The sequence below is a fragment of the Kaistia sp. SLG-1 genome, from assembly GCF_059699055.1.
Map to the genome: position 1 here is coordinate 514,782 of NZ_AP048544.1, position 25,791 is coordinate 540,572.

23 protein-coding genes are annotated in these 25,791 nt (G+C 67.2%); 5 read left to right on the top strand and 18 right to left on the bottom strand.

Translation table 11 applies throughout. The features are described from left to right. Positions 1-160: 160 nt before the first annotated feature. Positions 161-1,198 (top strand): substrate-binding domain-containing protein, encoded by a 1,038-nt coding sequence (locus AC6HZP_RS02360; RefSeq protein WP_497526722.1) that lies wholly within the window; start codon positions 161-163, stop codon positions 1,196-1,198. Positions 1,199-1,256: 58 nt separating this feature from the next. Here the strand turns inward: AC6HZP_RS02360 and AC6HZP_RS02365 are convergent, their stop codons facing one another. The 14 genes from AC6HZP_RS02365 to AC6HZP_RS02430 all read right to left on the bottom strand — a co-directional run bounded on the left by AC6HZP_RS02365 (position 1,257) and on the right by AC6HZP_RS02430 (position 15,404). Then, positions 1,257-2,030 (bottom strand): SDR family NAD(P)-dependent oxidoreductase, encoded by a 774-nt coding sequence (locus tag AC6HZP_RS02365; protein ID WP_497525238.1) that lies wholly within the window; start codon positions 2,028-2,030, stop codon positions 1,257-1,259. A 63-nt stretch (positions 2,031-2,093) separates the two neighbouring features. Further along, a complete protein-coding gene (locus AC6HZP_RS02370) occupies positions 2,094-3,098 on the bottom strand; it encodes an ABC transporter ATP-binding protein (RefSeq protein ID WP_497525239.1) in 1,005 nt (334 codons plus the stop codon). 21 nt (positions 3,099-3,119) lie between these two features. Continuing rightward, positions 3,120-3,950, bottom strand: a complete 831-nt coding sequence (locus AC6HZP_RS02375; protein WP_201402050.1) for a carbohydrate ABC transporter permease — start codon at positions 3,948-3,950, stop codon at positions 3,120-3,122. Between the two features lie 2 nt (positions 3,951-3,952). Further along, positions 3,953-4,825, bottom strand: coding sequence for a carbohydrate ABC transporter permease (locus tag AC6HZP_RS02380; RefSeq protein ID WP_201402051.1), 873 nt, complete (start codon positions 4,823-4,825; stop codon positions 3,953-3,955). A gap of 114 nt (positions 4,826-4,939) precedes the next feature. Continuing rightward, positions 4,940-6,253, bottom strand: coding sequence for an ABC transporter substrate-binding protein (locus AC6HZP_RS02385; protein ID WP_497525240.1), 1,314 nt, complete (start codon positions 6,251-6,253; stop codon positions 4,940-4,942). Positions 6,254-6,527: 274 nt separating this feature from the next. Further along, the gene (locus tag AC6HZP_RS02390) at positions 6,528-7,484 is read right to left on the bottom strand and encodes a sugar-binding transcriptional regulator (protein WP_201402053.1); all 957 of its coding nucleotides are present in this window, start codon (positions 7,482-7,484) and stop codon (positions 6,528-6,530) included. Continuing rightward, positions 7,481-8,155, bottom strand: coding sequence for an HAD family hydrolase (locus AC6HZP_RS02395; protein WP_497525241.1), 675 nt, complete (start codon positions 8,153-8,155; stop codon positions 7,481-7,483). The genes AC6HZP_RS02390 and AC6HZP_RS02395 overlap by 4 nt, the downstream gene beginning before the upstream one ends. A gap of 170 nt (positions 8,156-8,325) precedes the next feature. Beyond that, positions 8,326-8,538 (bottom strand): hypothetical protein, encoded by a 213-nt coding sequence (locus AC6HZP_RS02400; RefSeq protein ID WP_497525242.1) that lies wholly within the window; start codon positions 8,536-8,538, stop codon positions 8,326-8,328. A gap of 67 nt (positions 8,539-8,605) precedes the next feature. Further along, entirely contained in the window at positions 8,606-9,598 is a 993-nt protein-coding gene (locus tag AC6HZP_RS02405; protein ID WP_497525243.1) for a GntR family transcriptional regulator, read from the bottom strand. A 135-nt stretch (positions 9,599-9,733) separates the two neighbouring features. Then, complete coding sequence (locus AC6HZP_RS02410; protein WP_497525244.1) at positions 9,734-11,263, bottom strand: sugar ABC transporter ATP-binding protein; 1,530 nt, start codon at positions 11,261-11,263, stop codon at positions 9,734-9,736. A gap of 2 nt (positions 11,264-11,265) precedes the next feature. Next, entirely contained in the window at positions 11,266-12,231 is a 966-nt protein-coding gene (locus AC6HZP_RS02415) for an ABC transporter permease (protein ID WP_201402057.1), read from the bottom strand. After that, the gene (locus tag AC6HZP_RS02420; protein ID WP_497525245.1) at positions 12,228-13,322 is read right to left on the bottom strand and encodes an ABC transporter permease; all 1,095 of its coding nucleotides are present in this window, start codon (positions 13,320-13,322) and stop codon (positions 12,228-12,230) included. Before AC6HZP_RS02420 ends, AC6HZP_RS02415 begins: the two co-directional genes overlap by 4 nt. A 173-nt stretch (positions 13,323-13,495) precedes the next feature. Next, complete coding sequence (locus tag AC6HZP_RS02425) at positions 13,496-14,542, bottom strand: substrate-binding domain-containing protein (RefSeq protein ID WP_201402058.1); 1,047 nt, start codon at positions 14,540-14,542, stop codon at positions 13,496-13,498. Between the two features lie 253 nt (positions 14,543-14,795). After that, positions 14,796-15,404: a hypothetical protein gene (locus AC6HZP_RS02430; RefSeq protein WP_497525246.1), complete on the bottom strand. Its 609-nt coding sequence runs from the start codon at positions 15,402-15,404 to the stop codon at positions 14,796-14,798. A gap of 261 nt (positions 15,405-15,665) precedes the next feature. Here AC6HZP_RS02430 and AC6HZP_RS02435 point away from each other — a divergent pair, with 261 nt between their 5' ends. The 4 genes from AC6HZP_RS02435 to AC6HZP_RS02450 all read left to right on the top strand — a co-directional run bounded on the left by AC6HZP_RS02435 (position 15,666) and on the right by AC6HZP_RS02450 (position 19,800). Beyond that, positions 15,666-16,391 (top strand): response regulator, encoded by a 726-nt coding sequence (locus tag AC6HZP_RS02435; RefSeq protein ID WP_201402060.1) that lies wholly within the window; start codon positions 15,666-15,668, stop codon positions 16,389-16,391. Then, positions 16,388-17,707, top strand: a complete 1,320-nt coding sequence (locus tag AC6HZP_RS02440; RefSeq protein WP_497525247.1) for an ATP-binding protein — start codon at positions 16,388-16,390, stop codon at positions 17,705-17,707. The genes AC6HZP_RS02435 and AC6HZP_RS02440 overlap by 4 nt, the downstream gene beginning before the upstream one ends. A 92-nt stretch (positions 17,708-17,799) precedes the next feature. After that, entirely contained in the window at positions 17,800-18,621 is an 822-nt protein-coding gene (locus tag AC6HZP_RS02445; RefSeq protein ID WP_497525248.1) for an inositol monophosphatase family protein, read from the top strand. Positions 18,622-18,756: 135 nt separating this feature from the next. Then, positions 18,757-19,800: a cupin domain-containing protein gene (locus AC6HZP_RS02450; RefSeq protein ID WP_497525249.1), complete on the top strand. Its 1,044-nt coding sequence runs from the start codon at positions 18,757-18,759 to the stop codon at positions 19,798-19,800. A 415-nt stretch (positions 19,801-20,215) separates the two neighbouring features. On the opposite strand, the gene AC6HZP_RS02455 is transcribed toward AC6HZP_RS02450, so the two are convergent. The 4 genes from AC6HZP_RS02455 to AC6HZP_RS02470 all read right to left on the bottom strand — a co-directional run bounded on the left by AC6HZP_RS02455 (position 20,216) and on the right by AC6HZP_RS02470 (position 25,629). Beyond that, a complete protein-coding gene (locus AC6HZP_RS02455; protein ID WP_497525250.1) occupies positions 20,216-22,657 on the bottom strand; it encodes a thiamine pyrophosphate-binding protein in 2,442 nt (813 codons plus the stop codon). Positions 22,658-22,766: 109 nt separating this feature from the next. After that, entirely contained in the window at positions 22,767-23,840 is a 1,074-nt protein-coding gene (locus tag AC6HZP_RS02460) for an ABC transporter ATP-binding protein (protein WP_497525251.1), read from the bottom strand. Between the two features lie 12 nt (positions 23,841-23,852). Continuing rightward, positions 23,853-24,689 carry a carbohydrate ABC transporter permease gene (locus AC6HZP_RS02465; protein WP_201402066.1) on the bottom strand — a complete coding sequence of 279 codons (837 nt, stop codon included), beginning with the start codon at positions 24,687-24,689 and terminating at the stop codon, positions 23,853-23,855. 4 nt (positions 24,690-24,693) lie between these two features. Then, a complete protein-coding gene (locus tag AC6HZP_RS02470) occupies positions 24,694-25,629 on the bottom strand; it encodes a carbohydrate ABC transporter permease (RefSeq protein WP_201402067.1) in 936 nt (311 codons plus the stop codon). Positions 25,630-25,791: the final 162 nt, after the last annotated feature.

The following is a 25,791-nucleotide window of genomic DNA, read 5'->3' on the forward strand; positions in this document are numbered from 1 at the left end:
AGGCCGTAAACGTTTACGATGACATCGTATTGAGGTACGCTTGTCAAGATCCCGGGAGGCGGCGAACGACAGGCCGCACGCGTGGAGGTGGTGCACGCGGCGTCACAAATGATGTACGCAAGGCGGCCGTTGGGGCAGCGCGCGGGCAAAGGGAGGCAGACTGGTGAGCATCAAGGCGCTGGCGCAGCACCTGAACATCTCGATCGGCACGGTGTCGCGCGCCCTGAACGGCCGTGCCGACGTCAATCCCGAGACCCGCAAGCGCGTGCTCGCGGCGGCGGAGGCGCTCGGCTATGTGCCGAACCAGTCGGGCCGCAGCCTGCGCCAGGGCACCACCAACGTCATCGGCTTCACCATCGAGACGAATATCGAGACGACATCGCAGGGCGATACCTTCTTCATGACCGTTTTCGACGGCGTGCAGACCGTCTTCGCCCAGCACAAGCTCGATCTCGTCGTGCTGCCCTGCTCGTCGGAGGACGATCCCTACGACCATGTCCGCCGCGTCGTCTCGCGCCAGTTCGTCGATGGCCTGCTCATCTCGGCGACCCAGCGCATCGACCCGCGCATCGATTTCCTGATCGAGCGCGGCATTCCCTTCGTGACGCTCGGGCGCAGCGAGTCGGGCGGCGACCATTCCTGGATCGACGTCGATTTCGAAGGGGTCGCCGCGGGGGCGGTCGCCCGGCTGGTGGCGCGCGGCCATCGCCGCATCGCGCTCGCCAATACGGCGAGGGGCATCAATTTGAGCTACATCTTCGAGGATGCCTATCGGCGCGCCCTGACCGATCACGGCATCGCCTATGATCCGGATATCGCCATTCGCGGCGAGATCACCGAGCGCGGCGGCTATGAGATCTGCGACCGGCTGCTGTCGCTGCCGGACCGCCCGACCGCCGTCGTGCTGGTCAACGAAAACCTGGCGATCGGCTTCTATCGCCGCCTGCATGACGCGGGGCTGATGCCGGGCCGCGACATGGCGATCATCGGGCTCCGGCAGAGCCCGCAGGCGCGCTTCCTGTCGCCGACGCTGACCTGTCACCGCCTGTCGCTGCACGATGTCGGCGTCGAGCTGGCGCAATCGCTGCTCGCCATGATGCCGGCCTACAAGGACCAGTATCCGCAAGGGATGGTGCAGAAGATCTGGCCGATGGAGCTCGTCCCCGGCGAAAGCGACCCGCCGCTCGGCGCCGGCTGAAACGCGAAAGCGCGCCGGTGGCGCGCTTTCCTGTCGATCCGGGTGGAAGGTTAGCGAGTTACCAGCAGGTATAGCCGCCATCGGCCGAGACGATCGCGCCGGTCATCAGGCTGGCGGCGTCGCTGGCGAGGAAGTGGACGACCGAGGCGATCTCGTCGGTCTCGCCCATGCGGCCGATCGGCGTGCCGCCGATCCAGGCGTCCCACATCTTCGGATCGTCCTTCACGAAAGCGGTCAGCGGCGTGTTGATATAGGTCGGCGCCACCGCGTTGACGCGGACCCCGCGCGCGCCCCACTCGGCCGCCAGCGACTTGGTCAGGTGGTGCACGCCCGCCTTCGACGCGTTGTAGAAGGCCTGCTCCTGCGGCTTGTTGACGATGAAGCCGGACATCGAGCCGATGTTGACGATCGAGCCGCTGCCGGCCTTCAGCATGTAATTGCCGAAGGCCCGGCAGCACCAGAAGGTGCCGTTCAGATTGACGTCGATGACGTTCAGCCAGTGCTCGTCGGTCACCGTCTCGGCCGGCGTCATGCTGCGGGCGATGCCGGCATTGTTGACGAGGATGTCGATCCTGCCGTGTTTGGCGACGACGTCGTCGGCGACCTGGTTGACGCGGGCCGAGTCGGTGACGTCCATCACCACTACGTCGACGTCGTAGCCCTTCGCCTTCAGGCTGGCCTGGCCGGCCCGCGCCACGGCCTCGTCGCGATCGGCGATGATCACCTTGGCGCCGGCCTCGGCGAGCGCTTCGACGGTGGAAAGGCCGATGCCCTGGCCGCCGCCCGTTACCAGGGCGACCTTACCATCGAGGCGCAGCTTTTCGAGATACATGGGGGTTTCCTCCGCGTGTTGTTCTTGGTGTTTTTCTTGGTGTCGTTCTTGGGCGCTGTCAGGCTACCGAACGATCGCCGTTCCGTCGCGGTCGAACCGATGGATATGCGCGGAATCCGGTATCAGAAAAACACGCGCCCCCGGCTTCAGCGCCAATTCGCCGACCGCCCGCACGGTGATGTCGCCGATCTCCGGCACCGTGACATAAAGGAAGGTGTCGCTGCCGACATGCTCGGCGACGCTGACGACGCCTTCCCATTCGCCCGAGGTCTGCGAGGTCGCGACATGCTCCGGCCGGACGCCGATGGTCACGGCGCCGTATTTCTCCGCCGCCGCGCCGGTGATGAAGTTCATCTTGGGCGAGCCGATGAAGCCGGCGACGAACAGGTTGCGCGGATGCTCGTAGAGCTCGAGCGGCGAGCCGACCTGCTCGATCTGGCCGGCATTCAGCACGACGATCTTGTCGGCGAGCGTCATCGCCTCGATCTGGTCGTGCGTCACATAGATCGCCGTGGTGCCGAGCGAGTTCTGCAGCCGGGCGATCTCGAGCCGCATGTTGACGCGCAGCGCCGCGTCGAGATTGGAGAGCGGCTCGTCGAACAGGAACGCCTTCGGCTCGCGCACGATGGCGCGGCCGATGGCGACGCGCTGGCGCTGGCCGCCGGAAAGCTGGCCCGGCCGGCGGTCGAGATAGGGCGTCAGGTTGAGCACGCCCGCCGCCGCCTCGACCTTCTGCGCGATCTCGGCCTTGGGCATGCCGGCCATCTTCAGGCCGAAGCCGATATTGCTGCGCACGCTCATATGCGGATAGAGCGCGTAGGACTGGAACACCATGGAGAGGCCGCGCTTCGACGGCGGCAGGTCGACGACGTTGAGCCCGTCGATGCGGATGATGCCGCCGGTGACATCCTCGAGGCCGGCGATGAGGCGGAGCAGCGTGGACTTGCCGCAGCCGGACGGGCCGACGAAGACGACGAACTCGCCGTCCTCCACCGTCAGGTTGACATCCTTGATGACATTGACGTTGCCGAAGGTCTTCTCGACGCCAACCAGTTCGATCTTGCCCATGGTGTTGTTCCCGTAGCCGGATTACTTGACAGCGCCGAAGGTGAGACCGCGGACCAGCTGCTTCTGGCTGAACCAGCCGAGCACCATGATCGGCGCGATGGCGAGCGTGGAGGCGGCCGAGAGCTTGGCCCAGAACAGCCCTTCCGGGCTCGAATAGGAGGCGATGAACACGGTCAGCGGCGCCGCGTTGACGGTGGTCAGATTGAGCGTCCAGAAGGCTTCGTTCCAGGCGAGGATGATGTTGAGCAGCACCGTCGAGGCGATGCCGGGGATCGCCATCGGCGCCAGCACATAGATGAGTTCCTTGCCGACGGTGGCGCCGTCCATGCGCGCCGCCTCGAGGATATCCTTCGGGATTTCCTTGAAATAGGTGTAGAGCATCCAGACGATGATCGGCAGGTTGGCCATGAACTCGACGAAGATCAGGCCGCCATGCGTGTCGAGCAGGCCGGTATCCCGGAAGATCAGATAGATCGGCACCAGCACGCCGACCGGCGGCATCATCTTGGTCGACAGCATCCAGAGCAGCGTGCTGCGGGTCCGCTTGGTCGGCGCGAACGCCATCGCCCAGGCGGCCGGGATGCCGATCAGGAGGCCGAGGGCGGTCGAGCCCACGGCCAGGATGATCGAGTTCATCGCGTGGTGGATGTAGTCGCTGCGGTTCTGGACGATGGCGTAGTTCTCGGTCGTCCAGTGGAAGAACAGGAACTGCGGCGGCGTCGAGAAGGCGTCCAGCTCTGTCTTGAAGCTGGTCAGCACCATCCAGAGTATCGGGAAGAAGATGATGAAGCCGGCCAGCCAGCCGCCTGCCGTGACGGTGATCCTGCGGGTGGTCGTGATGCGTCTTGCCATGATCACGCGTCCAGATTCTTGCCGATGAGGCGGACGAGGAAGATTGCGACGATGTTGGCGAGGATGACGGCGACGATGCCGCCGGCCGAGGCGCCGCCGACGTCGTATTGCAGCAGAGCCTGCGCATAGACGAGGAAGGCGATGTTTGTGGTCTGCAGGCCGGGGCCGCCGCCGGTGGTGACGAAGATCTCGGCGAAGACGGAGAGCAGGAAGATCGTCTCGATCAGGATGACGACGGTGATGGCGCGGGCGAGATGCGGCAGCGTCATGTAGATGAAGAAGGAGAGGGCCGGCGTACCGTCCATCTCGGCCGCCTCCTTCTGCTCCTCGTCCATCGATTGCAGCGCCGTCAGAAGGATCAGCGTCGCGAAGGGCAGCCATTGCCAGGCGACGATCAGGACGATCGAGAACAGCGGCACATTGGTGAACCAGTCGATCGGTTGCACGCCGATCAGCGTCGCGATCCAGGCGAACAGCCCGGAGACGGGATGCATCAGGAGGTTCTTCCAGACCAGCGCCGAGACGGTCGGCATGACGAAGAAGGGCGCGATCACCATCAGCCGGACGATGCCGCGGCCAAGGATCGGCTGGTCCATCAGGAGCGCCAGCAGCACGCCGCCGACGACCGTGATCACCAGCACCGAGCCGACCAGGATCAGCGTGTTGGCGAGCGCCGTGAAGAAGGCGGGATCGGTGAGGAAATAGCGGTAGTTCAAGAAGCCGACGAAGGTTTCCTGGCCGGGATCGAGCAGATTGTAGCGCAGGAGCGAGAACCAGATCGTCATTGCCAGCGGCACGATCATCCAGAGAAACAGGAGGATGATCGACGGCGCCGAGAGGAAGCGTCCGAGAGTGGTTGTCTGCTGGGTGGCCACGGCCTTCGCCCTCGATCCAGGTTTCAGTCAGCCCGAAAAGGTCCACCCGGCCAAGGTCGGGTGGCAGTCTTTGGGAGGCTCGGGGCCGGCCCGCGCCGCGGGCCGGGCGAGGCGCTACTTGATGTAGCCGGCCTTGGTCATTTCCCGGGTCGCTGTCGCCTGGGCGGCGGCGAGCGCCGCGTCGACGGTCGACGAACCGGCGAGGGCGGCGGAGAATTGCTGGCCGACGGCCGTGCCGAGCCCCTGGAACTCGGGGATGGCGACGAACTGCACGCCGGTATAGGGCACCGGCTTCACCGTCGGATGATCGGGATCAGCGGTGTTGATCGAGTCCAGCGTCATCTTCGCGAAGGGCGCCGCCTTCTGGTATTCCGGATTGGCATATAGCGAGGCGCGCGTTCCCGGAGGAACATTGGCCCAGCCTTCCTTCGAGGCGACGAGGTCGAGGTAGCCCTTGCTGGTCGCCCAGTCGATGAACTTCTCCGCCGCATCGACCTTCTTCGAACCGGCCGGCACCGCCAGCGACCACGCCCACAGCCAGTTGGCGTTCTTGCCGAGGCCGTTATTCGGGGCGAGCGCGAAGCCGACCTTGTCGGCGACCTTCGAATCCTTGGGGTTGGTCACGAAGGAGGCGGCGACGGTGGCGTCGATCCACATGCCGCATTTGCCGGAATTGAACAGGGCGAGGTTCTCGTTGAAGCCGTTCGAGGCCGCGCCCGGAGGTCCGGCTTCCTTCATCAGGTTGACGTAGAAGTCGAGCGTCTTCTTCCATTCCGGCTGGTCGAACTGCGGCTGCCATTTCTCGTCGAACCAGCGGGCGCCGAAGGAGTTCGACATGGCGGTCAGGAAGGCCATGTTCTCGCCCCAGCCGGCCTTGCCGCGCAGGCAGATGCCGTAGACGCCGTTGCTCTTGTCGGTGATCTTCTTGGCCGCGTCGGCGACGAACTCCCAGGTCGGCTGCTCCGGCATCTTCAGCCCGGCCTTCTCGAACAGGTCGGTGCGGTACATCACCATCGAGCTCTCGCCGTAGAACGGCGCCGCATAGAGCTTGCCGTCGAGCGACAGGCCGGCGCGGATCGCCGGCAGCAGGTCGTTGACGTCATAGTCGGCGCTGAGCTTGTCGAGCGGCACCAGCCAGCCCTTCTTGGCCCAGATCGGAACCTCGTAGGTGCCGATCGTCAGCACGTCGAACTGGCCGGCCTTGGTGGCGATGTCGGTCGTCACCTTCTGGCGCAGCGTGTTTTCTTCCAGCGTGACCCATTCGAGGTCGATGTCGGGGTTTTTCGCCTTGAAGTCGCTTGTCAGCGACTGCATCCGCACCATGTCGCCATTGTTGACGGTGGCGATGGTCAGCTTCGTGGCGGCCGCGGCTTGCCCGATGGCCAGGATGGAAGCTGCGCCCAAAAGGGCGCCGATCACAATTCTCATGTCATCCTCCCAGATGCGCTGCGAGCAATTGCTACAGCGATGATCATACGCTCAATCCGAAATCGAGGATGTGTCAATGGCAATTCGTTGCCGCAAGGCAGCGAAAGCCGGTCCGTCGCCGGGCGCGATGCGGTGGGAAAACGGAAGTCCTGAAGGGATTTCAACGGGCAGGCGGCATGCTGCGGCGCGGCATGGTCCGGACGCGGCGGCGGTCGGCTTCGGCGAGGACGGTGGCGCGGCGGCGCCGGGACGGAGGCGCGTGGAACGCGCCTGATCAGCCGAGATCGAGCAGGGTCCGCGCGGTCGTCTCGTTGGTGATCAGGCCATTGATGATTCGGCCGCGCAGCGCGCCATGGATGGCGAGCACCTTGCCGGTGCCCATGGCGACGCCGACCACCAGTCGTGTCGCCGGCACTTCGCGCGGGACGCTGGTCAGCCGGTCATTGGTGCCGCCGGCGATGATGCGGCCCTGCGCGTCGAAGGCCCAGCCCGTCACCTCGCCGACCGCGCCGAGGCGGCGCATTTCCGCCAGTTCCGGCTCGGATATGAAGCCGTCGATATAGAGCGGCGCGTGTTCGTCCATGCGGCCGATGCCGACCAGGCTGACATCGGCGGCCTCCGCCAGCTCGCGCAGGCGGCGCACCGGCTCCAGCCGCAGCATCTGATCGCGCTCGTCGCGCGACGGCATGACGACCGGCAGCGGCATCGGGTAGTGCGGCGCCTGCACGAGATCGGACAGGCGGGCGAGCACGTCGAAGAAGCTGGCCGAGCCCTCCATCGAGATGTGTCCGACCAGCGAAACAAGGCGATGCTGCGGGCAGGCGAGACGCGAGATCTGCTCGACGGCGGCGCGCAGCGTGCGCCCGGTTCCGATCGCCAGCACGATCGGCTCGACATTGCGCAGGTGCTGTTCGAGGAAGGAGGCGCTCGCCTCGGCGATGCCGACGACCGAGCTGTCGGCGGTCGGGTCCGAGGGCACGATCTGGCAATGGGCGAGGCCGTAGCGCTCGGTCAGCCGCGCCTCCAGCTCCATGCAGGCGGCGATCGGATGATCCAGGCGGAAGGTGATCAGCCGCTCGGAAAGCGCAAGCGAAACAAGGCGCTGCGCCGTCGGTCGCGACACGTTCAGCTTCTTGGCGATCGCGTCCTGGGTGTTGCCGGCGATGAAATAGAGCCAGCCCGCGCGGGCGGCGTCATCGAGGCGGGAACGTTCCGGATCGGTGGCGGTCATGGAGGAACTGCTTCTGATAGCTGCGGCAGGAGGTCCGCCATCCTCTCGACGATTCGGTCGGCGCCGGCGTCGGCGAGCATGCCGCCTGCGTTGCGCCCGGTATAGTGGCCGCCGCCGATAAATCCCCAGACCGTCATGCCGGCCGCCTTGCCGGCGAGCACGCCGCTGACGCTGTCTTCCAGCACCAGCGTCCGCGCCGGCGAGACGCCCATCCGCTCGGCGGCGAGCAGGAAGATGTCCGGCGCCGGCTTGCCGCGCGCCACCATGGTGGTGTCGAAGACGTCGGCGCCGAAGAAGGGCGCGAGCTCCGTCAGGCCCAGCGACAGGCGGATGCGCTCCGGCGTGCTCGACGAGGCGATGCAGCGCGGCGCCCTGAGGCCGTTGAGCAGCCGGATCGCGTCCGGCATGACGCGAAGCGCGGTCTGGTAGCGGGAAAGCAGCAGAGTGTTGAGTTCGGCGGCGAAGCCGGCCGGCAGCGGCGCGCCGGTGCGGCGGCGGTAATCCTCCTCGACGACGCTGAAGCCGCGGCCGAGGAAGTGCTCGAAAATCTCGTTCAGCGTCAGCGAGACGCCGTGCCGTTCGAGCGTCTCGCGCAGGCAGCCACAGGCGATGATCTCGCTGTCCACGAGCACGCCGTCCAGATCGAAGACAACCAGTTCGAATGCCGACACGATGCTGCCTGCCTCGGCCGAGAGAGGTTTGCCGTTAGCAGAGCATTAAATCAGGCGCAGAGCAATTGATCATTGCGAGGTCGGCGATGCGCCGCTTTTGGCGGCGCATGGCCCGGTTGTCTCGGGCGGATGCGTTTCAGGCGTGCCGGAGGGTAGGGGGACCAACGTCCCTAGCGCGGCGGCGCGTCGTGCCGGGTGGTTCCGGCCTTGTCCGGCTCGTCGCCCTGCTGGCGGGCGGGGTCGCGCGGCTCGGCCTGGTTCTCCGGATGGTCGCCCTGGACATCGGGCGGCCGGTGCGTGTTGCCGAAGCTGCTGTTGCCGCCGGGCTTGTCGTTGTCGTTGGGTCTCTTCTGGGGCGTCTGGGGCGTCTGGGGCGTCGACATGCTGAATCTCCTTCGCGTTGTCACGAAGAGAACCCGCTCGCGCCAGTCCGGTTCCGTTGCGAGAGGGTCAGCCGACGGCGATCAGGAAGGGGACGGGGCGGATCGGCACCAGCCATTCCGGCCGGGCCAGGCGCTGCAGATTGGTGCCGACCGACCGCCGCAGGTGCTGTTCCAGCGCCTTCTGCGCCTTTTCCGGCGCGCCGGCGATGAGGTGGTCGAAGATCTCCAGATGCTCGACCAGCATCTCGTCGAGATCAGGATGGACCAGGAAGATGTCATGCACGGCGATCAGCGGCAGCTGGCTGCGGTGGATGGCGTGGCGCAGCTGGCGGTTGGAGCATTTCAGCACGGTGTCGACATGCAGGTCGTGCTCGAGGCGGGCGAGCCGGGCGGCATCGCGCGTGCCCGACTGCACGCTCAGGATCCGCTCGCGCTTGCGGCGCAGGTCCGCCTTGTCGAGGCTCGGCCAGGCGAGCGCCAGCGCCAGCGGTTCCAGCAGCCAGCGCATCTCGAAATGCTCGCGCACCAGCTCCGGCGTCAGCGGCCCGGCATACCAGCGCTGGTTGCGGTCCTGGGTGACGAGGCCGGCGCGGTCGAGCGTGGTCAGCACCTCATGCGCCACGGTGCGGCTGACGCGATAGTGCTCGGCGAGCAGGCTCTCGTTCAGCTGGAACCGGCCATAGGGCAGGATACAGGCGACGATATGCTCGACCTCGGGATAGATCGTCGCCCGCCGGTTGCGCGTTTTCGGCTCGAGTATGCGGATGTCGGGAAGCGTCAGCCCGGCCTCGACCAGGTCGCGGCGGAGCGGCGCGGCGTCGGTGTCGTCGCCGATCATCAGCCCGCGCCCGCCGAACCGGCTGACCAGGCCCTCGTCCTCCAGCCGCTTCAGCGCCACGCCGGCCGGGATCCGGCTCGACTGGAAGGCGCGGGCCAGCGCCGTCTCGCCGACGACGAGGCCGTTCGGCAGCGCGCCGTCGACGATGTGCCGCCGCAGGACGCGGTAGATCACCTCGTAGAGCGGCAGGCTCTCGTCGTTCGGCTGCGGCTCGGTCGTCATCGTTCCGCGTTCCCGCGCGGTCGCCGCCCGGGGGCGCGACCGCCGTCCTTCCTCTCCGGTTCCGGATGGCCCGGGCGCTCAGCCAGAGAATAGCTCGCCATCGCCCGGTTCCTTCGTTCCCGCCAGGCGTCCGGCCTAGCCGTGCGCCGCGGCGGCGGCGCCCGGTTCGGTGTCGGCATGGATGAAGCCCATGATCTCGCGGCTCATCGGCTCGTAGCGGCGCGAATTCTCGATCGTGCCGGTGAGCGCGAAGTCGTTCATCACCAGGATGCGGTCGGCCAGCGTAATCATCTCCGGCATGTCGCTGGAGATCAGAAGCACCGAGAGACCCTCGCGGGTGATCTCGCCGATCAGCTCGTGGATCGCCGTCTTGGTCTTGATGTCGATGCCGACGGTCGGCTCGTCGATGATCAGGATCTCGACGCCGGCGGCCAGCCACTTGGCGATCGACACCTTCTGCTGGTTGCCGCCCGAGAGCTTGCCGACCGCCTGCTCGATCGACGGAGTCTTGACCTCGAGCTTGGCGACCAGCGGCTCGACTACCTTGCGCTCGGCCCCGCGGCTGATCAGGCCGAGATTGGAGGCGATGCGCCGCCAGACGGAGATCGCGATGTTCGAGCGGATCGGATGGGTGAGGATCAGGCCCTCGGCCTTGCGGTCCTCGGAGATGTAGCCGAGCTTGTGGCGGCGGATCGCCGTCGGCACGTCGGGGATGGTGACGGCCTGGCCGTTCAGGCGCAGTTCGCCGGCGGTGATCTTGGCGTCGCCGATGAGCGCGCGGGCGAGCTCGGTGCGGCCGGCGCCGACCAGGCCGTAGAGGCCGAGGATCTCGCCCTTGTGCAGCTGGAAGCTGATATCGCGATGGCCGAACGAGGTGCCGAGGCCCTTCGCCTCCAGCACGGTCTTCGAGCGGTCGATGTCGCGCTTGCCCATCTCGGCGACGCGCTCCTCGCGGCCGATCATGGCGGAGACGATCTTGCCGCGATCCATCTCGGCTATCGGCCGGCCGGCGGCGGCGATGCGGCCGTCGCGCAGCACCGTGACGCGATCGGAGATCGCCATCACTTCTTCCAGCTTGTGGCTGACGAAGACGATCGCCTTGCCCTCGTCGCGCAGGCGGCGGACGACGGCGAACAGCGCATCGGCCTCATGGCCGGTGATCGAGGCGGTCGGCTCGTCGAGCAGCAGCACCTGCGCTTCCAGCGACAGCGCCTTGGCGATCTCGACGATCTGCATCTGCGCCACCGAGAGATGGCGGACCTCGGTGCGGGTGTCGATCGTCGGGTCGATCATGTCGAGGAATTTGCGCGCTTCGGCATGGACGCGGTCGAAGTCGACGACGCCGTTCCGGGTCGGCGGCCGCTCGATCATGATGTTCTCGCCGACCGTGAAGCGCGGGATCAGGTTGCGCTCCTGGTGCACGGCCGAGATGCCGGCGGCGATCGCGTCGCGCGGCGAATGGAAGTCGACGGGCTTGCCGTCGACCAGCAGGCGGCCGCGATCCGGCCGGTACAGGCCGGTGATGATCTTGATCAGCGTCGACTTGCCGGCGCCGTTCTCGCCCATCAGCGCGTGGGTTTCGCCAGGCAAGATCTCGAACGAGGCGCTATCGAGCGCGGTGACGCCCGGAAAGTCCTTGCCGATGCCTTCGATGGTAAGACGCATGATCAGGCGCCTCCGGCGCGGACGGCGCGCAGCCGGTTCAGGCCGACCGCGGCGAGGATGAGGGCGCCGAGCAGGAACTGCACCCAGTAAGGGTCGACCTTGGCCAGCACCATGCCGTTCTGGATGATGACGATCAGCACGACGGCGAGCGCCGTGGCGGCGACCGAGATGTGGCCGCCGGTGAGCGCGGCGCCGCCGATGATCGGGGCGGCGAACGACATCAGCAGCCAGTCGACGCCGATCGAGGGCTGGGCCGAGCCGAGCTGGGCGACGGCGAGGATGGCGGCGGCGCCGGCGAGCAGGCCGGACAGCGTGTGCGCCAGGATGATGACGCGGTCGCGCGGGATGCCGGAAAGCTCGGCTGCGTGCGGATTGCCGCCGACGGCGAGCAGCTGCCGGCCGGGCACGGTGCGGGCGAGGAAGAAGGTGAGCGCGAGCGCGATCAGCACCGGCGGCAGCAGCAGGTAGGGCAGGGCGTAGAAGCGCTCGGTGCCGAAAGCGACGAAGCTCGCCGGCAGATTGTAGAACGGGATCGATTCGGTGATGCCGAGATTGATGCCGGTGAAGGCCGAGGCGGTGGCGAGCGTGATGATGAAGCCGTTGATGCCGGTGCGGACCGTCAAGAGGCCGTTGATCAGGCCGCCGGCGGCGCCGATCGCCAGGCCGCAGAGGATCGCGACCGGAACCGGGAAGCCCCACCGCTCCATCATGCCGCCGACGGCGATGGCGACGAGGCCGCCGAGCGCGCCGACGGAAAGGTTCATGTGGCCGACGGCGAGCGTCAGCATCTGCGCGAAGGCGACGATCAGCACGACGCAGAAGGAGCGCAGCATCACATAGACGTTGAACTCGGTCAGGAAGGCCGGCGACAGCGTCGCCAGCGTCACCAGGCCGATGGCGATCGCGAGCGCGAGCGCCGACCATTCATTGGCGAGGAACCGTTGGCCCAGGGTCATGTTGTTGCTCATGCGCTGCGTCCTGAAGTGTGAGCGGAGCTCTTTTCGCCCGCGGTCTTGCCGGCGACATCCTTGCGACCGAGGCTGCGGCGCTCGGCATAGACGCCGCGGTAGCGGTCGGCCATGACGGCGAAGAGCAGGATCAGACCGAGGAAGAGCTGCAGCCAGAAATTGCCGACCTGCATCACCAGGAGACCCGAACGGAGGGTGGTGACGAGCAGGGCGCCGAGGATGGTGCCGACGACGGAGACGAAGCCGCCGGCGAGCAGCGTGCCGCCGAGCACCGGCGCCAGGAAGGACGGCAGCAGCCAGTCCTGCCCGATCGACGGCATGGCGGCGCCGAGGCGGAACACCAGCATCAGGCCGGCCGAGGCGGCGAGCGCGCCCGAGAGCGTATGCGCGATGATGATGGCGCGGCCGACCGGTACGCCCGAAAGCTCCGCGGCGCGGGCATTGGCGCCGGCGGCGAGGATCTCGCGGCCGAGCGCTGTGAAACGGAACAGGATGATCAGCGCGGCGCCGATGGCGAGGGCCACGAACAGGAGCGGCGAGACGAAGCCCCAGCGCATGCGGCCGAAGGCGGCGATCTCCGGCGGCAGCGCGTTGAAGGTCTGCGCCTTGGAGAGGATCAGCATGCCGCCGAGGAACAGGCTGGCGCTGGCCAGCGTGATGATGAAGGAATTGACGCCGGAGCGGACGATGGCGAAGCCGTTCAGCCAGCCGAGGAAGGCGCCGAGCAGCAGCGCCAGCGCCATGGCGACGGGGATCGGCAGGCCGAGCGTCTGCATCAGGTAGCCCGATGCCATGACGGCGCAGACGCCGATCGACCCGATCGCCAGATTCATGCCGCCGGTCGCCAGCACGACCATGGTCGAGAAGCCGATGACGATGTCGACGGCGAGCGAGCGCGACAGGGCGAACAGGTTGAACGAGGAGACGAAGCCGGGGGCGAGGCTCGTGAACAGGACCCAGAACAGGATGATGATGGCCGCGAGGCCGATCAAGTTCGACTGTTCCGCCAGCCAGGACGGCCGCGCGCGGGTATCGGAGGAGACGGATAGGGTCATGACGATGCCATGTGTGAGGTCGGCGAGACGCTGCAAGGGCGGCGCCTGGGCCGGATTGCGATCATCATCATCCCGAGCTGCCTCGCGCGGGCGAAGCCTCGATGGATGATCCAGAGAGCGCGGCCAGTTCGGGCCTCTACGAGGCCGCTTCGCAGCACCTCAGGATGATGGCAGCGCGCGGAGCGCCGCCATCATCGCGAGTGGTGCGCTTACTTGCAGTCCAGGTACTTGTCCTTGAACGACGCCTGGATTTCGGACGTGACCTTCTTCAGGTCGTCCTTGTAGGTCGCGACATTGGCCGCGTTGATCAGCAGCGTGCCCGAATCGATGAAGCGCTCGGTCTGCGGCGTCTTCACGAACGGAGCCTCGGCCTTGACCGTGCAGGTGCCGCTGGCGAGCAGGTCGAGCACATAGGCGCCGACATAGCCCTGGCCATAGGGGTTCTGCGCCATCGTGCCGGCGGCGAAGCCGTCCTTGATGGCGTCGAGGACGATCTGGTCGTCATCGATGCCGACGAGCTTGATGCGCTTGTCGCCGAGGTTGCGCAGCGACTTGGCGGCGACCACCGACGGGATGTAGGCGGTGGCGATCATGCCGTCGATCTGGTCCTTCTGCGCGCCGAGCAGAGCGTTGATCTTCTGGTCGGCGGCTTCCTGCGCATCGGTATCGGTGATGTGCTGGATGACGGTCACGCCGCCATTGGTCTCGGCCGCGGCCTTTTCGACGGCGTCCATGCGCAGCTTGGTGTTCGGGTCGACCAGCAGGCCGGCCAGATGGACGATCTTGCCCTTGCCGCCGAGCGATTCGATCAGCGCCTTGGTGCCGAGATAGGCCGAGTTGTAGACGTCGGTGCCGAAGCAGAACGAGATCTTGGTCGGGTCCTGCGCGCAGCCGGCGAGGGCGAGCGACGGGACGTTGTTGGCGGCCAGTTCCTCGACGGTCGAGTTGATGCCGACGGCGTCGCCCGGGAAGATGCCGAACGCGTTGTAGCCCTGGGTGACCAGGCTCTCGAGCAGTTCGGTCTGCAGGTTGAGCTTCCACTCAGCCGGGACCTTGTAGTCGACCGCGGCGATGCCGAAGTCCCGCGCCGCGTCCTTGCCGGCCTGTTCCCAGGGGGCGAAATACGGATGCGGACCGGCCGGAACGAGCGCGATCTTGTTGTCGGAAGCGTGCGCGGCACCCGCGGCCAGGCCCATCAGGGCGGCAGCGAGCATCGGCAGGGCGCGCGAACGCACGCCGCGGTAGCGGTTCTTCATGATGTCCTCCCTCGGCGATAGACGCGGGCTGCTCCACCAGTCCACGCTCGCATCTCGATGTAAGCACGATCGCATATCGCGTGCAATATACGATTTCAACCTGTGAACGAGATCGAAGCCGGCGGACAAAAAAGGGCCCCGCCCCCGGGGTGTGGGGCGAGGCCTAGGAAGGTCAGGTTTGGGGTCAGATTCTATGGATTAGCTGGAGCGTCCGCGGCATGGGGGGCGGTGCGCGCGGACGCTCCAGGTGGGCTTACTCCGCCTGCCGGGGGGCGGTGTCAGCCGAACCGTTCGGGGCCTGGTCGCGCGGGCCGTGGTCCCGGCCATGATCGCGGCCGGGGCCATGATCGCGGCCGTGGCCACGCATCGGCGGGCCGAAACGCAGTTCGGCATCCGCGAGTTTCTGCAGCTGTTCCGGCGACAGCTTGGCCTTGAGCGCGTCGATCGCCTTCTGCAGATCGGCCGCCTTGGCGGCGCGTTCGGTGGTGATGGCGATCAGCCGCTCCTCGCGGGCGAACGGCGCCTTGGTCGCGTCCTTGGGTGCGTCGGCCGAAGCTTCGACGTCCGGCCGGGCCGGCCGCTGGAACATGGCGAGCACGGCGTTGGTATAATCGCGCCAGGCGTCCTGCTGGTCGGCGCGGACGCCGATCAGCGTCTCGACCGTGTTGAGGTGCTGGGCGATCCGCATCTGGATGCGTTCGCTCCGCGCACCGTGGCCCCAGTGCTTGCCGTCATGCTGACGCCGCATGTCGCCGCGGTCGCCGGTGGTGGCGCTGTCGGGCTGGGCGAAGGCAGGCGCGATGGCGGCAACCGAGACACTGGCGAGGGTGGCGATAGCGAGAGCTGCGAGAGTGCGCTTCATTGAGGATCTCCAAGGGCTACGCTGAACGAGGGGGCTAAGCTGGTGAAACCGAAACTAGGGAGCGGCCGTTTCCCCGATAGGTCGTTTCGTTTCCGAGCATGTCCGCGAGCAACGATTTTGTTGCGAAATGTTTCCGTCGCTGGTTTTGAGATGCTCGGTTACGAAAAACCCGCCCCCTCCCACCTAGGACGCGGTAGAGATTTTTCGATCGGGCTCGCGCACCGCGAGCATCGCAGATGGAGAGATGAGTAGCCCGCCACGATGTCCACCGCCGTCCCGCATATCCTCGTCGTCGATGACGATCTTGAAATCCGCAAGCTGCTCGGCCGTTATCTCGACGGCCAGGGTCTTCGCGTCACGCTCGCCGCCGACAAGCGCGAGCTGGAGGAGAAGCTGGAAACGCAGCAGATCGACCTGATCGTGCTCGACGTCATGTTGCCGGACGGCTCCGGGCTCGACATCTGCCGCCAGCTGCGCGATCGCCGGCCGCAGGTGCCGGTCATCCTGCTGACGGCGTTGAAGGAGGATGTCGACCGCATCATCGGGCTCGAGATCGGCGCCGACGACTATCTCGGCAAGCCGTTCAATCCGCGCGAGCTGCTGGCCCGCATCCGCGCCGTGCTCCGCCGCACGGGCGATCTGAGCGAGGCGCCGGCCGCGATCTCGCGTTACCGCTTCGCCGGCTTCGTCGCCTCGCCCGAGACGCGCGCGCTGGCCGATCCCGAGGGCGCCGACATCGTCCTGACCGGGGCGGAGTTCGATCTGCTGCGCGTCTTCCTCGACCGGCCCGGCCGCGTGCTGTCGCGCGAGCAGCTGCTCGACCTGACGCAGGGCCGCGAGGCCGATCCGCTCGACCGCTCGATCGACGTGCTGATGAGCCGGCTGCGCCGCAAGCTCGGCGATGACGGCAAGTTCCAGATCTTCAAGACGGTCCGCAATGGCGGCTACCAGCTGGCGGTGAAGGTCGAGACGGAGGGCGAGGCGTGAATTCGCTGCGCCTGAAGATCGCGCTTCTCGTCATCGTCGCGATCGTCGCCGTCGTCGGCATGGCGACGCTCGTCGCCGTCAGCGTCATCGGCCGGCCCGGCCCGGCGCGTACGCTCGGCCCGGCGGCGATGCAGATCGACCTGATCGCCCGGCTGGTCGAGCGCCATCCCGAGGATTTCCAGGACGGCTACCTCTCGCGGGGGACGCTGCACGGCAAGGATCTCGGCATCCGCCTGCGGCCGGAGCCGGCGCGCGGGCCGGTGCAGGAGGAACTGACGGAATCGCTGCGCGAGATCCTTGCCCATTTCGGCCATCCGCGCGAGGTCGTCGTCACCGAGCCCCGCGTGCGGGGGCCGACGCTCGTCTCGATCCCGATCGCCGATCTCGGCTACATCGCCGTGCCGCTCTCGAACACGCCGACGCCCCGCGCCGGCTGGTCGATTTTGATCGGCTGGATGGTCGCGATCGTGCTTGGCGCCACGGCGATCGCGCTGGTGATCGCCGGCCGGCTGACCCGGCCGCTGCAGATGATCGAATCCGCCGTCGCCTCCGTCGGCGCCGACGGCGTGCTGCCCGTCCTGCCGGAGACCGGCTCGGCCGACATGCGGGCGACCGCGGAGGCGCTGAACCGCCTGTCGGCGCGCCTTAAGAACGCCATGGAGAGCCGCATGCGCCTCGTCGCGGCGGCGGGGCATGATCTGCGCACGCCGATGACGCGGATGCGGCTCCGGGCCGAGTTCCTCGACGACGACGAGCGGCAGAACTGGCTGAACGACCTCGACGAACTCGACCGCATCGCCGACAGCGCCATCCGCCTGGTGCGCGAGGAGGTCGAGGCGGGCGAGCGCGAGCCGGTCGCCCTCGACGAGCTGGTGCGGCGGCTGACGACGGAGCTGGCGGCGCAGGGCCGCGACCTCGCCGCCGGAACGCTGGAGCCGCTGCAGGTGGCCGCCGCGCCGCTGGCGCTGACGCGGGCGCTGCGCAATCTGATGATCAACGCCGCGACGCATGGCGGCGGCGGCATCGTCTCGCTCGGGCGCGAGGACGGCATGGCGGTGATCCGCATCACCGACCAGGGGCCGGGCATTCCCGACGCGATGATCGAGCGCGCCTTCGAGCCATTCTTCCGCGTCGATCCGGCACGCCGGCAGTCCGTGCCGGGGGCAGGCCTCGGCCTCGCCATCGCCAAGGAGATCGTCGAGCGCTTCGGCGGCCGCATCGCGATGCGCAACGGCAGCGACGGCGGCCTGGTGCAGGAGATCGCCCTGCCGCTGGTGCCGCCGGCGGGCGCGCAGCCTGATCCGGCGAGCGCATAGAACGCCGCATGAGCCGTTCTCTCGGCTGTTGCCAGCGCGTCATGCCGGCGTGCTAGGGTCCCGCGCTCTTCCCGCCTGAACGGATCAGAAAATTGGCTCTCTCCCCTGAACAACGCGCCGCCCGCCTCGCCCTCGCCAAGGAGGTCGCGCGCGAAGCCGGCGCGCTGGCGCTCGGCTATTTCGAGCGGCTTTCCACCCTCGCCGTCGAATTCAAGCATGGCGGCCAGGATGTCGTCAGCATCGCCGACCGCGAGGTCGAGGTGCTGATCCGCGCCCGCATCGCCGACGCGTTTCCGGAGGACGGCGTGCTGGGCGAGGAGGACGGCCTGGTCGAAGGCGCGTCCGGCGTGCTCTGGGTGGTCGATCCGATCGACGGCACCAGCCCGTTCCTGAACGGCCTGTCGCACTGGTGCGTCTCGATCGCGGTGGCGGTCGACGGCGAGGCCGAGATCGGCGTCATCTATTCGCCTGTCAACGACGAGTTCTTCGCCGGCGCCAAGGGCCTCGGCGCGTCCCTGAACGACGCGCCGATCGCGGTCGCGCCGACCCGAGCCATCGAGGACGGCCTGCTCGGCTTCGGCAGCAACCATCGCATTCCGCCGGAGGATGTCGGCCGTTTCGTCACCGCGCTGCTGGAAGCCGGCGGCATGTTCTATCGCAACGGCTCCGGCGCGCTGATGCTCGCCTATGTCGCCTGCGGCCGGCTCGTCGGCTATTACGAGCAGCACATCAATTCCTGGGATTGCCTGGCCGGGCTCTGCCTGATCCAGGAGGCCGGCGGCTGGCACAACGACTTCCTCGCCGGCGAGGGCATGCTGCAGGGCAACCGCGTTGCCGCCGGCGCGCCGCAGATGAAGGCCGGCCTCGTCGCCCTGCTGGAGCGCGTGGGCGCCTCGACCGAAACGATCGTCTGAGGCAGACCCTCACCCCAACCCTCTCCCGCAAGCGGGAGAGGGAGCCGGGCTGCGCCGATCTCTGGTCAAGGCGGTTGCCGCATCCTATTCGTGTAGGCGATGGTTCGGTTCCCCTGCTTTCCCAAGGAGTCGCCCGTGGCCGAAACGACGTTGTCCTTCAAGTATCGCCTCGAGCAGGAGACCCCGCGGCTGGGGTCGGGCGGCACCACCCGCGGCGCCTCCGTGCATGAGTTTCCCGCCAGCCAGGGCATCGCCGGCGTGTCGATGCGGCTGGAGCCGGGCACTCTCCGCGAGATGCACTGGCACGCCAACGCCGCCGAATGGGGCTATGTCATCTCCGGCAATTGCCGCACCACGCTGATGCGTCCCGACGGCAGCTCGGCGATCGACACCTTCGCCCCCGGCGACGTCTGGTATTTCCCGCGCGGCTGGGGCCATTCGATCCAGGGCATCGGGCCGGGCGAATGCCATTTCATCCTGATCTTCGACAATGGCGATTTCTCCGAGGACCACACCTTCTCGGTCACCGACTGGCTGTCGCGCACGCCGCCCGAGGTGGTGGCGCAGAGCCTCGGCATCTCGCTCGAGGAAGTCGCGAAGCTGCCGAAGGGCGAGGCCTATTTCGCCAGGGGGCCGGTGCCCGACGACGCCTCCTTCCTCTCGGCGCCGCGCAAGGAGCAGGAGCTTGTCACCGTCCACCGCTATCCGCTGATGGCGCAGGTGCCGCGCCGCGTGCCGGGCGGCGGCGTGCAGCGCACGGTGACGGTCAACGAGTTCCCGATCTCGACGACCATGGCCGGCTCGCTGCTCGAGATCCAGCCGGGCGCGCTGCGCGAGCTGCACTGGCATCCGAACGCCGACGAGTGGCAGTATTTCATCGAGGGCACGGCCGAAATGGCGGTGTTTCTGGCCGAGGGCAACGTCGTCATCGACCAGTTCGAGGCCGGCGACATCGGCTATGCGCCGATGGGGGCCGGCCACTACATCAAGAACACCGGCCCGGGCGTGCTGCGCGTGCTGATCGGCTTCAACAGCCCGGTCTACGAATCGAACGAGCTGTCGACCTGGCTCTCGACCAATCCGGCCGCCGTCCTCGCCACCAATCTCGGCCTGCCGGCCGAGACGGTCGCGAAGCTGCCGAAGGAAGAGCACTTCTTCGTCCCGAAGCGCCCCGGCTGACGGGGCTGAAATATCCTTCCTTCACCTCTCCCTGAGGGAGAGGTCGGACCGCAGGTCCGGGTGAGGGTTTACGGCCTCTCCGGATGGTTCCCTAAACCCTCACCCGCCGCACCTCGTGCGTCGACCTCTCCCTCAGGGAGAGGTGAAGCGCGCTTCGCGCGGGCTGTTCGCCGAGTTCCGTCTGCAGTTCGCGGGAGAGACAGGCACCATTCTGTAGCCCACGCTCGCCGTCATCCCGGACGCAGCGAAGCGGAGATCCGGGATCCATCCCGCCGGGTTGCCCAGAGGCTGGAAGGATCTTCGTCGTCCCCGCGAACCCGGCTGGATGGATCCCGGGTCAAGCCCGGGATGACGCCGGTGTGTGTTGCGATGCCGTGCTCTTTCACCTCTCGCCCAGGGAGAGGTTGAAACCCTCCTACACCCCCGGTCCCGACGCCTCGCGCAGGTAGCGGACCGGGCGTTCCGGGGCGAGCGCCAGCGCCGCGCGAACAATCGCCTGCGCGTCGATGCCGTGGTGGCGGTAGAGATCGGCGATGGTGCCGGTCTGGCCAAAGTGCTCGACGCCGAGCGAGCGGGTGCGATGGCCGCCGACCGAGCCGAGCCAGCCGAGCGTCGCCGGATGGCCGTCGAGCACCGTCACGATGCCGCAATGATGCGGCAGGTCGGCGAACAGCCGTTCGACATGCGACCGGGCATGGACGAGCCCACGCTCGCGCGCCCGCCCCGCCGCCGTCCAGCCGGCGTTGAGCCGGTCGGCGGAGGTGATGGCAAGCAGGCCGATGTCGCGCCGGTCCTCGGCGAGCAACCCCGTCGCCTCGATCGCCTCCGGCGCCACGGCGCCGGTATAGGCGATGATCACCTCGGCGTTCGGGCCGGGCTCGCGCAGCCAGTAGGCGCCGTCGACGATGGCGCGCGACAGCTCGTCGTCGATGGTGCGGACCGGCTGTTCCAGCGGTCGCGTCGACAGCCGCAGATAGATCGAGCCGCCGGTCTGGTCGCGCAGCCAGGTGCGCTCGTCCGGATCGCCGTCGCCGTTCCGCTGGATGTAGTCGAAGCCGAAGCGGAGGATGGTGGCGAGCTCGTCGACGAAGGCGGGCTCGAAGGCGGCGAGCCCGTCCTGCGCCATGCCGATCAGCGGGGTGCCGATCGACTGATGCGCGCCGCCTTCCGGCGCCAGCGTGATGCCGGACGGCGTGGCGACGAGGATGAAGCGGGCATCCTGGTAGCAGGCATAGTTCAGCGCGTCGGCGCCGCGATAGATGAACGGGTCGTAGAGCGTGCCAACCGGCAGCAGGCGCTCGCCGTTGATGGAATGGCTGAGGCCCAGCGCCGACAGCATGAGGAACAGGTTCATCTCGGCGATGCCGAGCTCCAGATGCTGGCCCGACGGCGAGAATTCCCAGTTGAAGGTCGAGGGAATCCGTTCGGCCTTGAACGTGTCGGCCATGTTCTCGAGCGCGAACAGGCCGCGCCGGTTGACCCAGGGGCCGAGATTGGTCGAAACGGTGACGTCGGGCGAGGTGGTGACGATGCGGTTGGCAAAGTCGGAATCCTCGCGCGAGATCTCGTTCAGGATCTGGCCGAAGCCCGCCTGGGTCGAGAGCTCCTTGCCGCCGACGCCGGGGGCGGGCAGCACGGCCGGCACATCGATATGCGGCGCGACGGAAGCCTTTTCGCGCTGGTTGAACGGCACGGCGTCGAGGAAGGCCTGAAGCGCTTCCGGTGCTGCCGAAAGGCCTTCAAAATTCTCCCATTCATGGCCGGGGCGGACGTTCATCGCGGTGCGGAACGCGTCCATCTGGGTCGGGTTCATCAGGCCCGCATGGTTGTCCTTGTGACCGGCGAGCGGCAGGCCGAAGCCCTTGATCGTATAGGCGATGAAACAGGTCGGCCGGTCATGCTCGCCGGCTCTCGCGAAGGCGTCGAGCAGGGTGGGCAGGTCGTGGCCGGCGAGGTTGGTCATCAGCGTCGCCAACTCGGCGTCGGAGCGCGCCTCGATCAGCTTCGTCACCGGACCCTGGTCGCCGATCTCGTCGAGAAGGCGCTTGCGCCAGGCGCTGCCTCCCTGGAAGCAGAGCGCCGAATAGAGCTGGTTCGGGCAATTGTCGATCCAGTCGCGCAGGCGCTCGCCGCCCGGCTCCTGGAACGCCGCTTCGAGCAGTACGCCATATTTGAGGACGACGACGTCCCAACCAAAGTTCTGGAAGATCGCTTCGAAGCGCTGCCAGAGGCCCTCGCGGACGACGGCATCTAAGCTCTGGCGGTTGTAGTCGACAATCCACCAGGTGTTGCGGAGGCCGTGCTTCCAGCCTTCGAGTAGGGCCTCGAAGATGTTGCCCTCGTCCATCTCGGCGTCGCCGACCAGCGCGATCATCCGGCCTTCGGGGCGATCCTTGGCGCTCCAGCTCTTGGCGCGGACATAATCCTGCACCAGCGAGGAGAACAGCGTCTGCGCCACGCCGAGGCCGACCGAGCCGGTCGAGAAGTCGACGCCGTCGATGTCTTTTGTGCGCGAGGGGTAGCTTTGGGCCCCCTTGTAGCCGCGGAAGTTTTCGAGCTTCTCGCGGGTCTGGCGGCCGAGCAGGTACTGGATGGCGTGGAAAATCGGGCTCGCATGCGGCTTGACCGCGACGCGGTCCTGCGGCCGCAGCACGTCGAGATAGAGCGCGGTCATGATGGTCGCGAGCGAGGCGGACGAGGCCTGGTGGCCGCCGATCTTCAGCCCCTCGGCATTGTCGCGCAGATGGTTGGCGTTGTGGATGGTCCACGCCGCCAGCCAGAGGATCTTCTTCTCGAGCTCCGCCAGCAGGGCGAGCCGGGTCTCGGCCGAAGGGGTGGTGTTGGGCGCGCTCGACATGGACGATCCTCCATCGATCCGGAAACCGAGAATGGACCGGGCGGGGTGCCCGGTCCAGCCATTCCGTGCCGCGCCGGGGCGCGACAGGTATTCGCGGCGCCCGCGGCGCTTAGCCGATGCGCACGCCGGTCGCGGTGTCGAACAGGTGGATGCGCTCGACCGGGAACGAGACGCTGACCGTATCGCCGCGCTCGGCGAGGCCGCGCTCCAGCGAGAACGCCTTGACGTCGCTGCCGAAGGCGTTGGCGTGCAGGATGGTGCCGAAGCCGGTCGGCTCGACCAGGTCGATCCGCGCCTGGATGCCTTCGAGCCCGGTCTTGCCGACGAGGACATGCTCGGGGCGGATGCCGAGCGTCACCTTGGTGCCGTCCGCCGTCGGCGCCGGGCCGGCGAGCGGCACGACGACGCCCTGCGCCAGCGCGACGCTGCCGCCATTCCCGGCGCGATAGGTGCCCTCGAACATGTTCATCGCCGGCGAACCCATGAAGCCGGCAACGAAGAGATTGGCCGGCCGGTCATAGAGGTCGAGCGGGCTGCCGACCTGCTGCACGATGCCGGCGTTCATGGCGACGATGCGATCGGCCAAAGTCATCGCCTCGATCTGGTCGTGCGTGACGTAGATCGAGGTGGCGCCGAGGTCCTGGTGCAGCTTCTTGATCTCGCCGCGCATGTGCTCGCGCAGCCGTGCGTCGAGGTTGGAGAGCGGCTCGTCGAACAGGAACGCCTTCGGCTTGCGCACGATGGCGCGACCCATGGCGACGCGCTGGCGCTGGCCGCCGGAGAGCGCCTTGGGCCGGCGCTCCATCAGCGGCGTCAGGCTGAGCTTTTCCGCCGCGCCTGAGATCGCCGAGGCGATCTTCTCCTTGGCCGTCTTCCGCAGCCTGAGGCTGTAGCTCATGTTGCCGGCGACCGTCATGTGCGGATAGAGCGCGTAGGACTGGAACACCATGGCGATGTCGCGGTCCTTGGGGTCGAGTTCGTTGACGCGCTTGCCGCCGATCTGGATCTCGCCGGCGGAGATGTCCTCCAGGCCGGCGATCATGCGGAGCAGGGTCGATTTTCCACAGCCGGACGGGCCGACCAGCACGACGAACTCGCCGTCCTGGATCGTCAGGTCGACGCCGTGCAGGATCTTGACGGCGCCGTAGGCCTTGCGGACGCCGGTGATGTCGATGGATGCCATTGCGATGCTCCCTCAGCCCTTGACCGCGCCGGCCGTCAGGCCCTGCACGAGGTAGCGCTGGATAAAGAAGAAGAAGAGACAGGCGGGGATCAGTGCGAGCACGCCCGCGGCCATCATCTGTCCGAAATCGACCGAGAACTTCGAGACGAAGCTCAAAAGTCCGACCGGGAAGGTGCTGGCGTCGACGCCGGAGATCAGCATCAGCGCGAACAGCAACTCGCTCCACGCCGCCGTGAACACGAAGCCGAGCGTCGCCGCCATGCCGGGAAGCGTCAGCGGCAGGATGATCTGGCGGAACGCCATGAAGCGCGTGGCGCCGTCGATCATCGCCGCTTCTTCCAGGTCCTTCGGGATACCGTCGAAGAAGGACTGCATCAGGAAGGTCGCGAACGGCACGTTGAAGGCGACATAGACGAGGATCAGGCCGGAGAGGCTGTTGGTGAGGCCGAGCGGCGACAGCATCTTGAAGATCGGCGCGATCAGCATCACCAGCGGAAACATCTGGGTCAGAAGCATCAGTCCGACGATCCAGAACTTGCCGCGGAACGAGAAGCGCGACATCGCATAGCCGCCGAGCGAGGCGAGGATGGTGACGATGAAGGCGGTCGACAGCGACACGATCATCGAGTTGCGGAAGAACAGCGGGAAGTCGCTGTGCCGCAGCACGAAGTCGAAATGGTCGAACACGGTCCTGGACGGCCAGAGGCGAACGCCCTCGGAATAGAGCAGGTCGTTCGGCGTGACCGAGACCTTGAGCACCCAGAACAGCGGGAAGAGGGCGAACACCACGTAAGCGAGGATGGCGACGCGGTGGGCGACGGTGGCGACGATGCGCTTGTTGCTGGTCATGGTCTCAGCGCTCCCTGAGCAGCGTCTGGCGCAGCAGGATGATCAGCATCGAATAGACGAGCAGCAGTGCGAGCAGCACCATCGCGATCGCCGAGGCGTAGCCGAAATCGAGCCTGCGGAAGGCCTGGGTGAAGATGTAGCTGGCGACGATCTGCGTCCGGTCGGCCGGGCCGCCATTGGTCATGACGACGATCAGATCGGCGAAATTGGCGATCCAGACCGTGCGCAGCATGACGGTGATGGCGATGGTCGGCGCCAGGAAGGGCAGGGTGATCGAGCGGAAGCGCTGGAACGGCGTGGCGCCGTCGATGGCCGCCGCCTCGTAGAGATCGCGCGGGATCGACTGCAGCGCGGCCAGAAGCGTGATGGCGAAGAAGGGGATGCCCCACCAGACATTGGCGATGATCGGGCCCCACATGGCGTGGTCCGGGCTCGACAGCAGGTTGTCCGGCGCGTCCATCAGCCCGAGGGCGAACAGCCAGTGCGGGATCGGGCCGACGATGGGGTTGAACAGCATCGCCCAGTTGAGGCCGGACAGGAAGCTCGGCACCGCCCAGGGCAGGAAGCAGAGCGCCTGCGCCAGGCCGCGGCCGAAGAAGGGCTTGTCGAGCAGCAGCGCCAGGATCAGGCCGAGGAAGAACTGCAGCGCTACCGAATAGCCGGTCCAGTAGACGGTGTTCTTGAGTGCCTGCCAGAAGGTCTTGTCCTTGGCGATGGCGCGGAAATGATCGAGGCCGATGAAGCCGCCCGAGAACGGATCGAGCAGCGTGATGTCGCGGAAGGCGTAGGAGATGCCGATCACCAGCGGCACCAGCATCACCGTGACGATCAGGATCAGGGCCGGGGCGGAATAGAGATAGGGCTCGCTCGCCATGGCGAGTCGCCGCAGGAACGGTCGTCGGTCACGCCCGTAGGGGGCGGCGTTCACGGCCTCTGTCATCGAAAGTCGATCCCTCTGGTCTCTTCGCAGCCTGCTGGGCCTCGGTTCGGCGGCGGTCGCAGTCGCGGAAATGGGTTTCGGGAGGCGCCGTCGCTCGAACGAGGGAACGCGTCATTCCCGCAACCTTCCCGGCCGGTCTCCGGCCCTCCGCGAGGGAGGGCC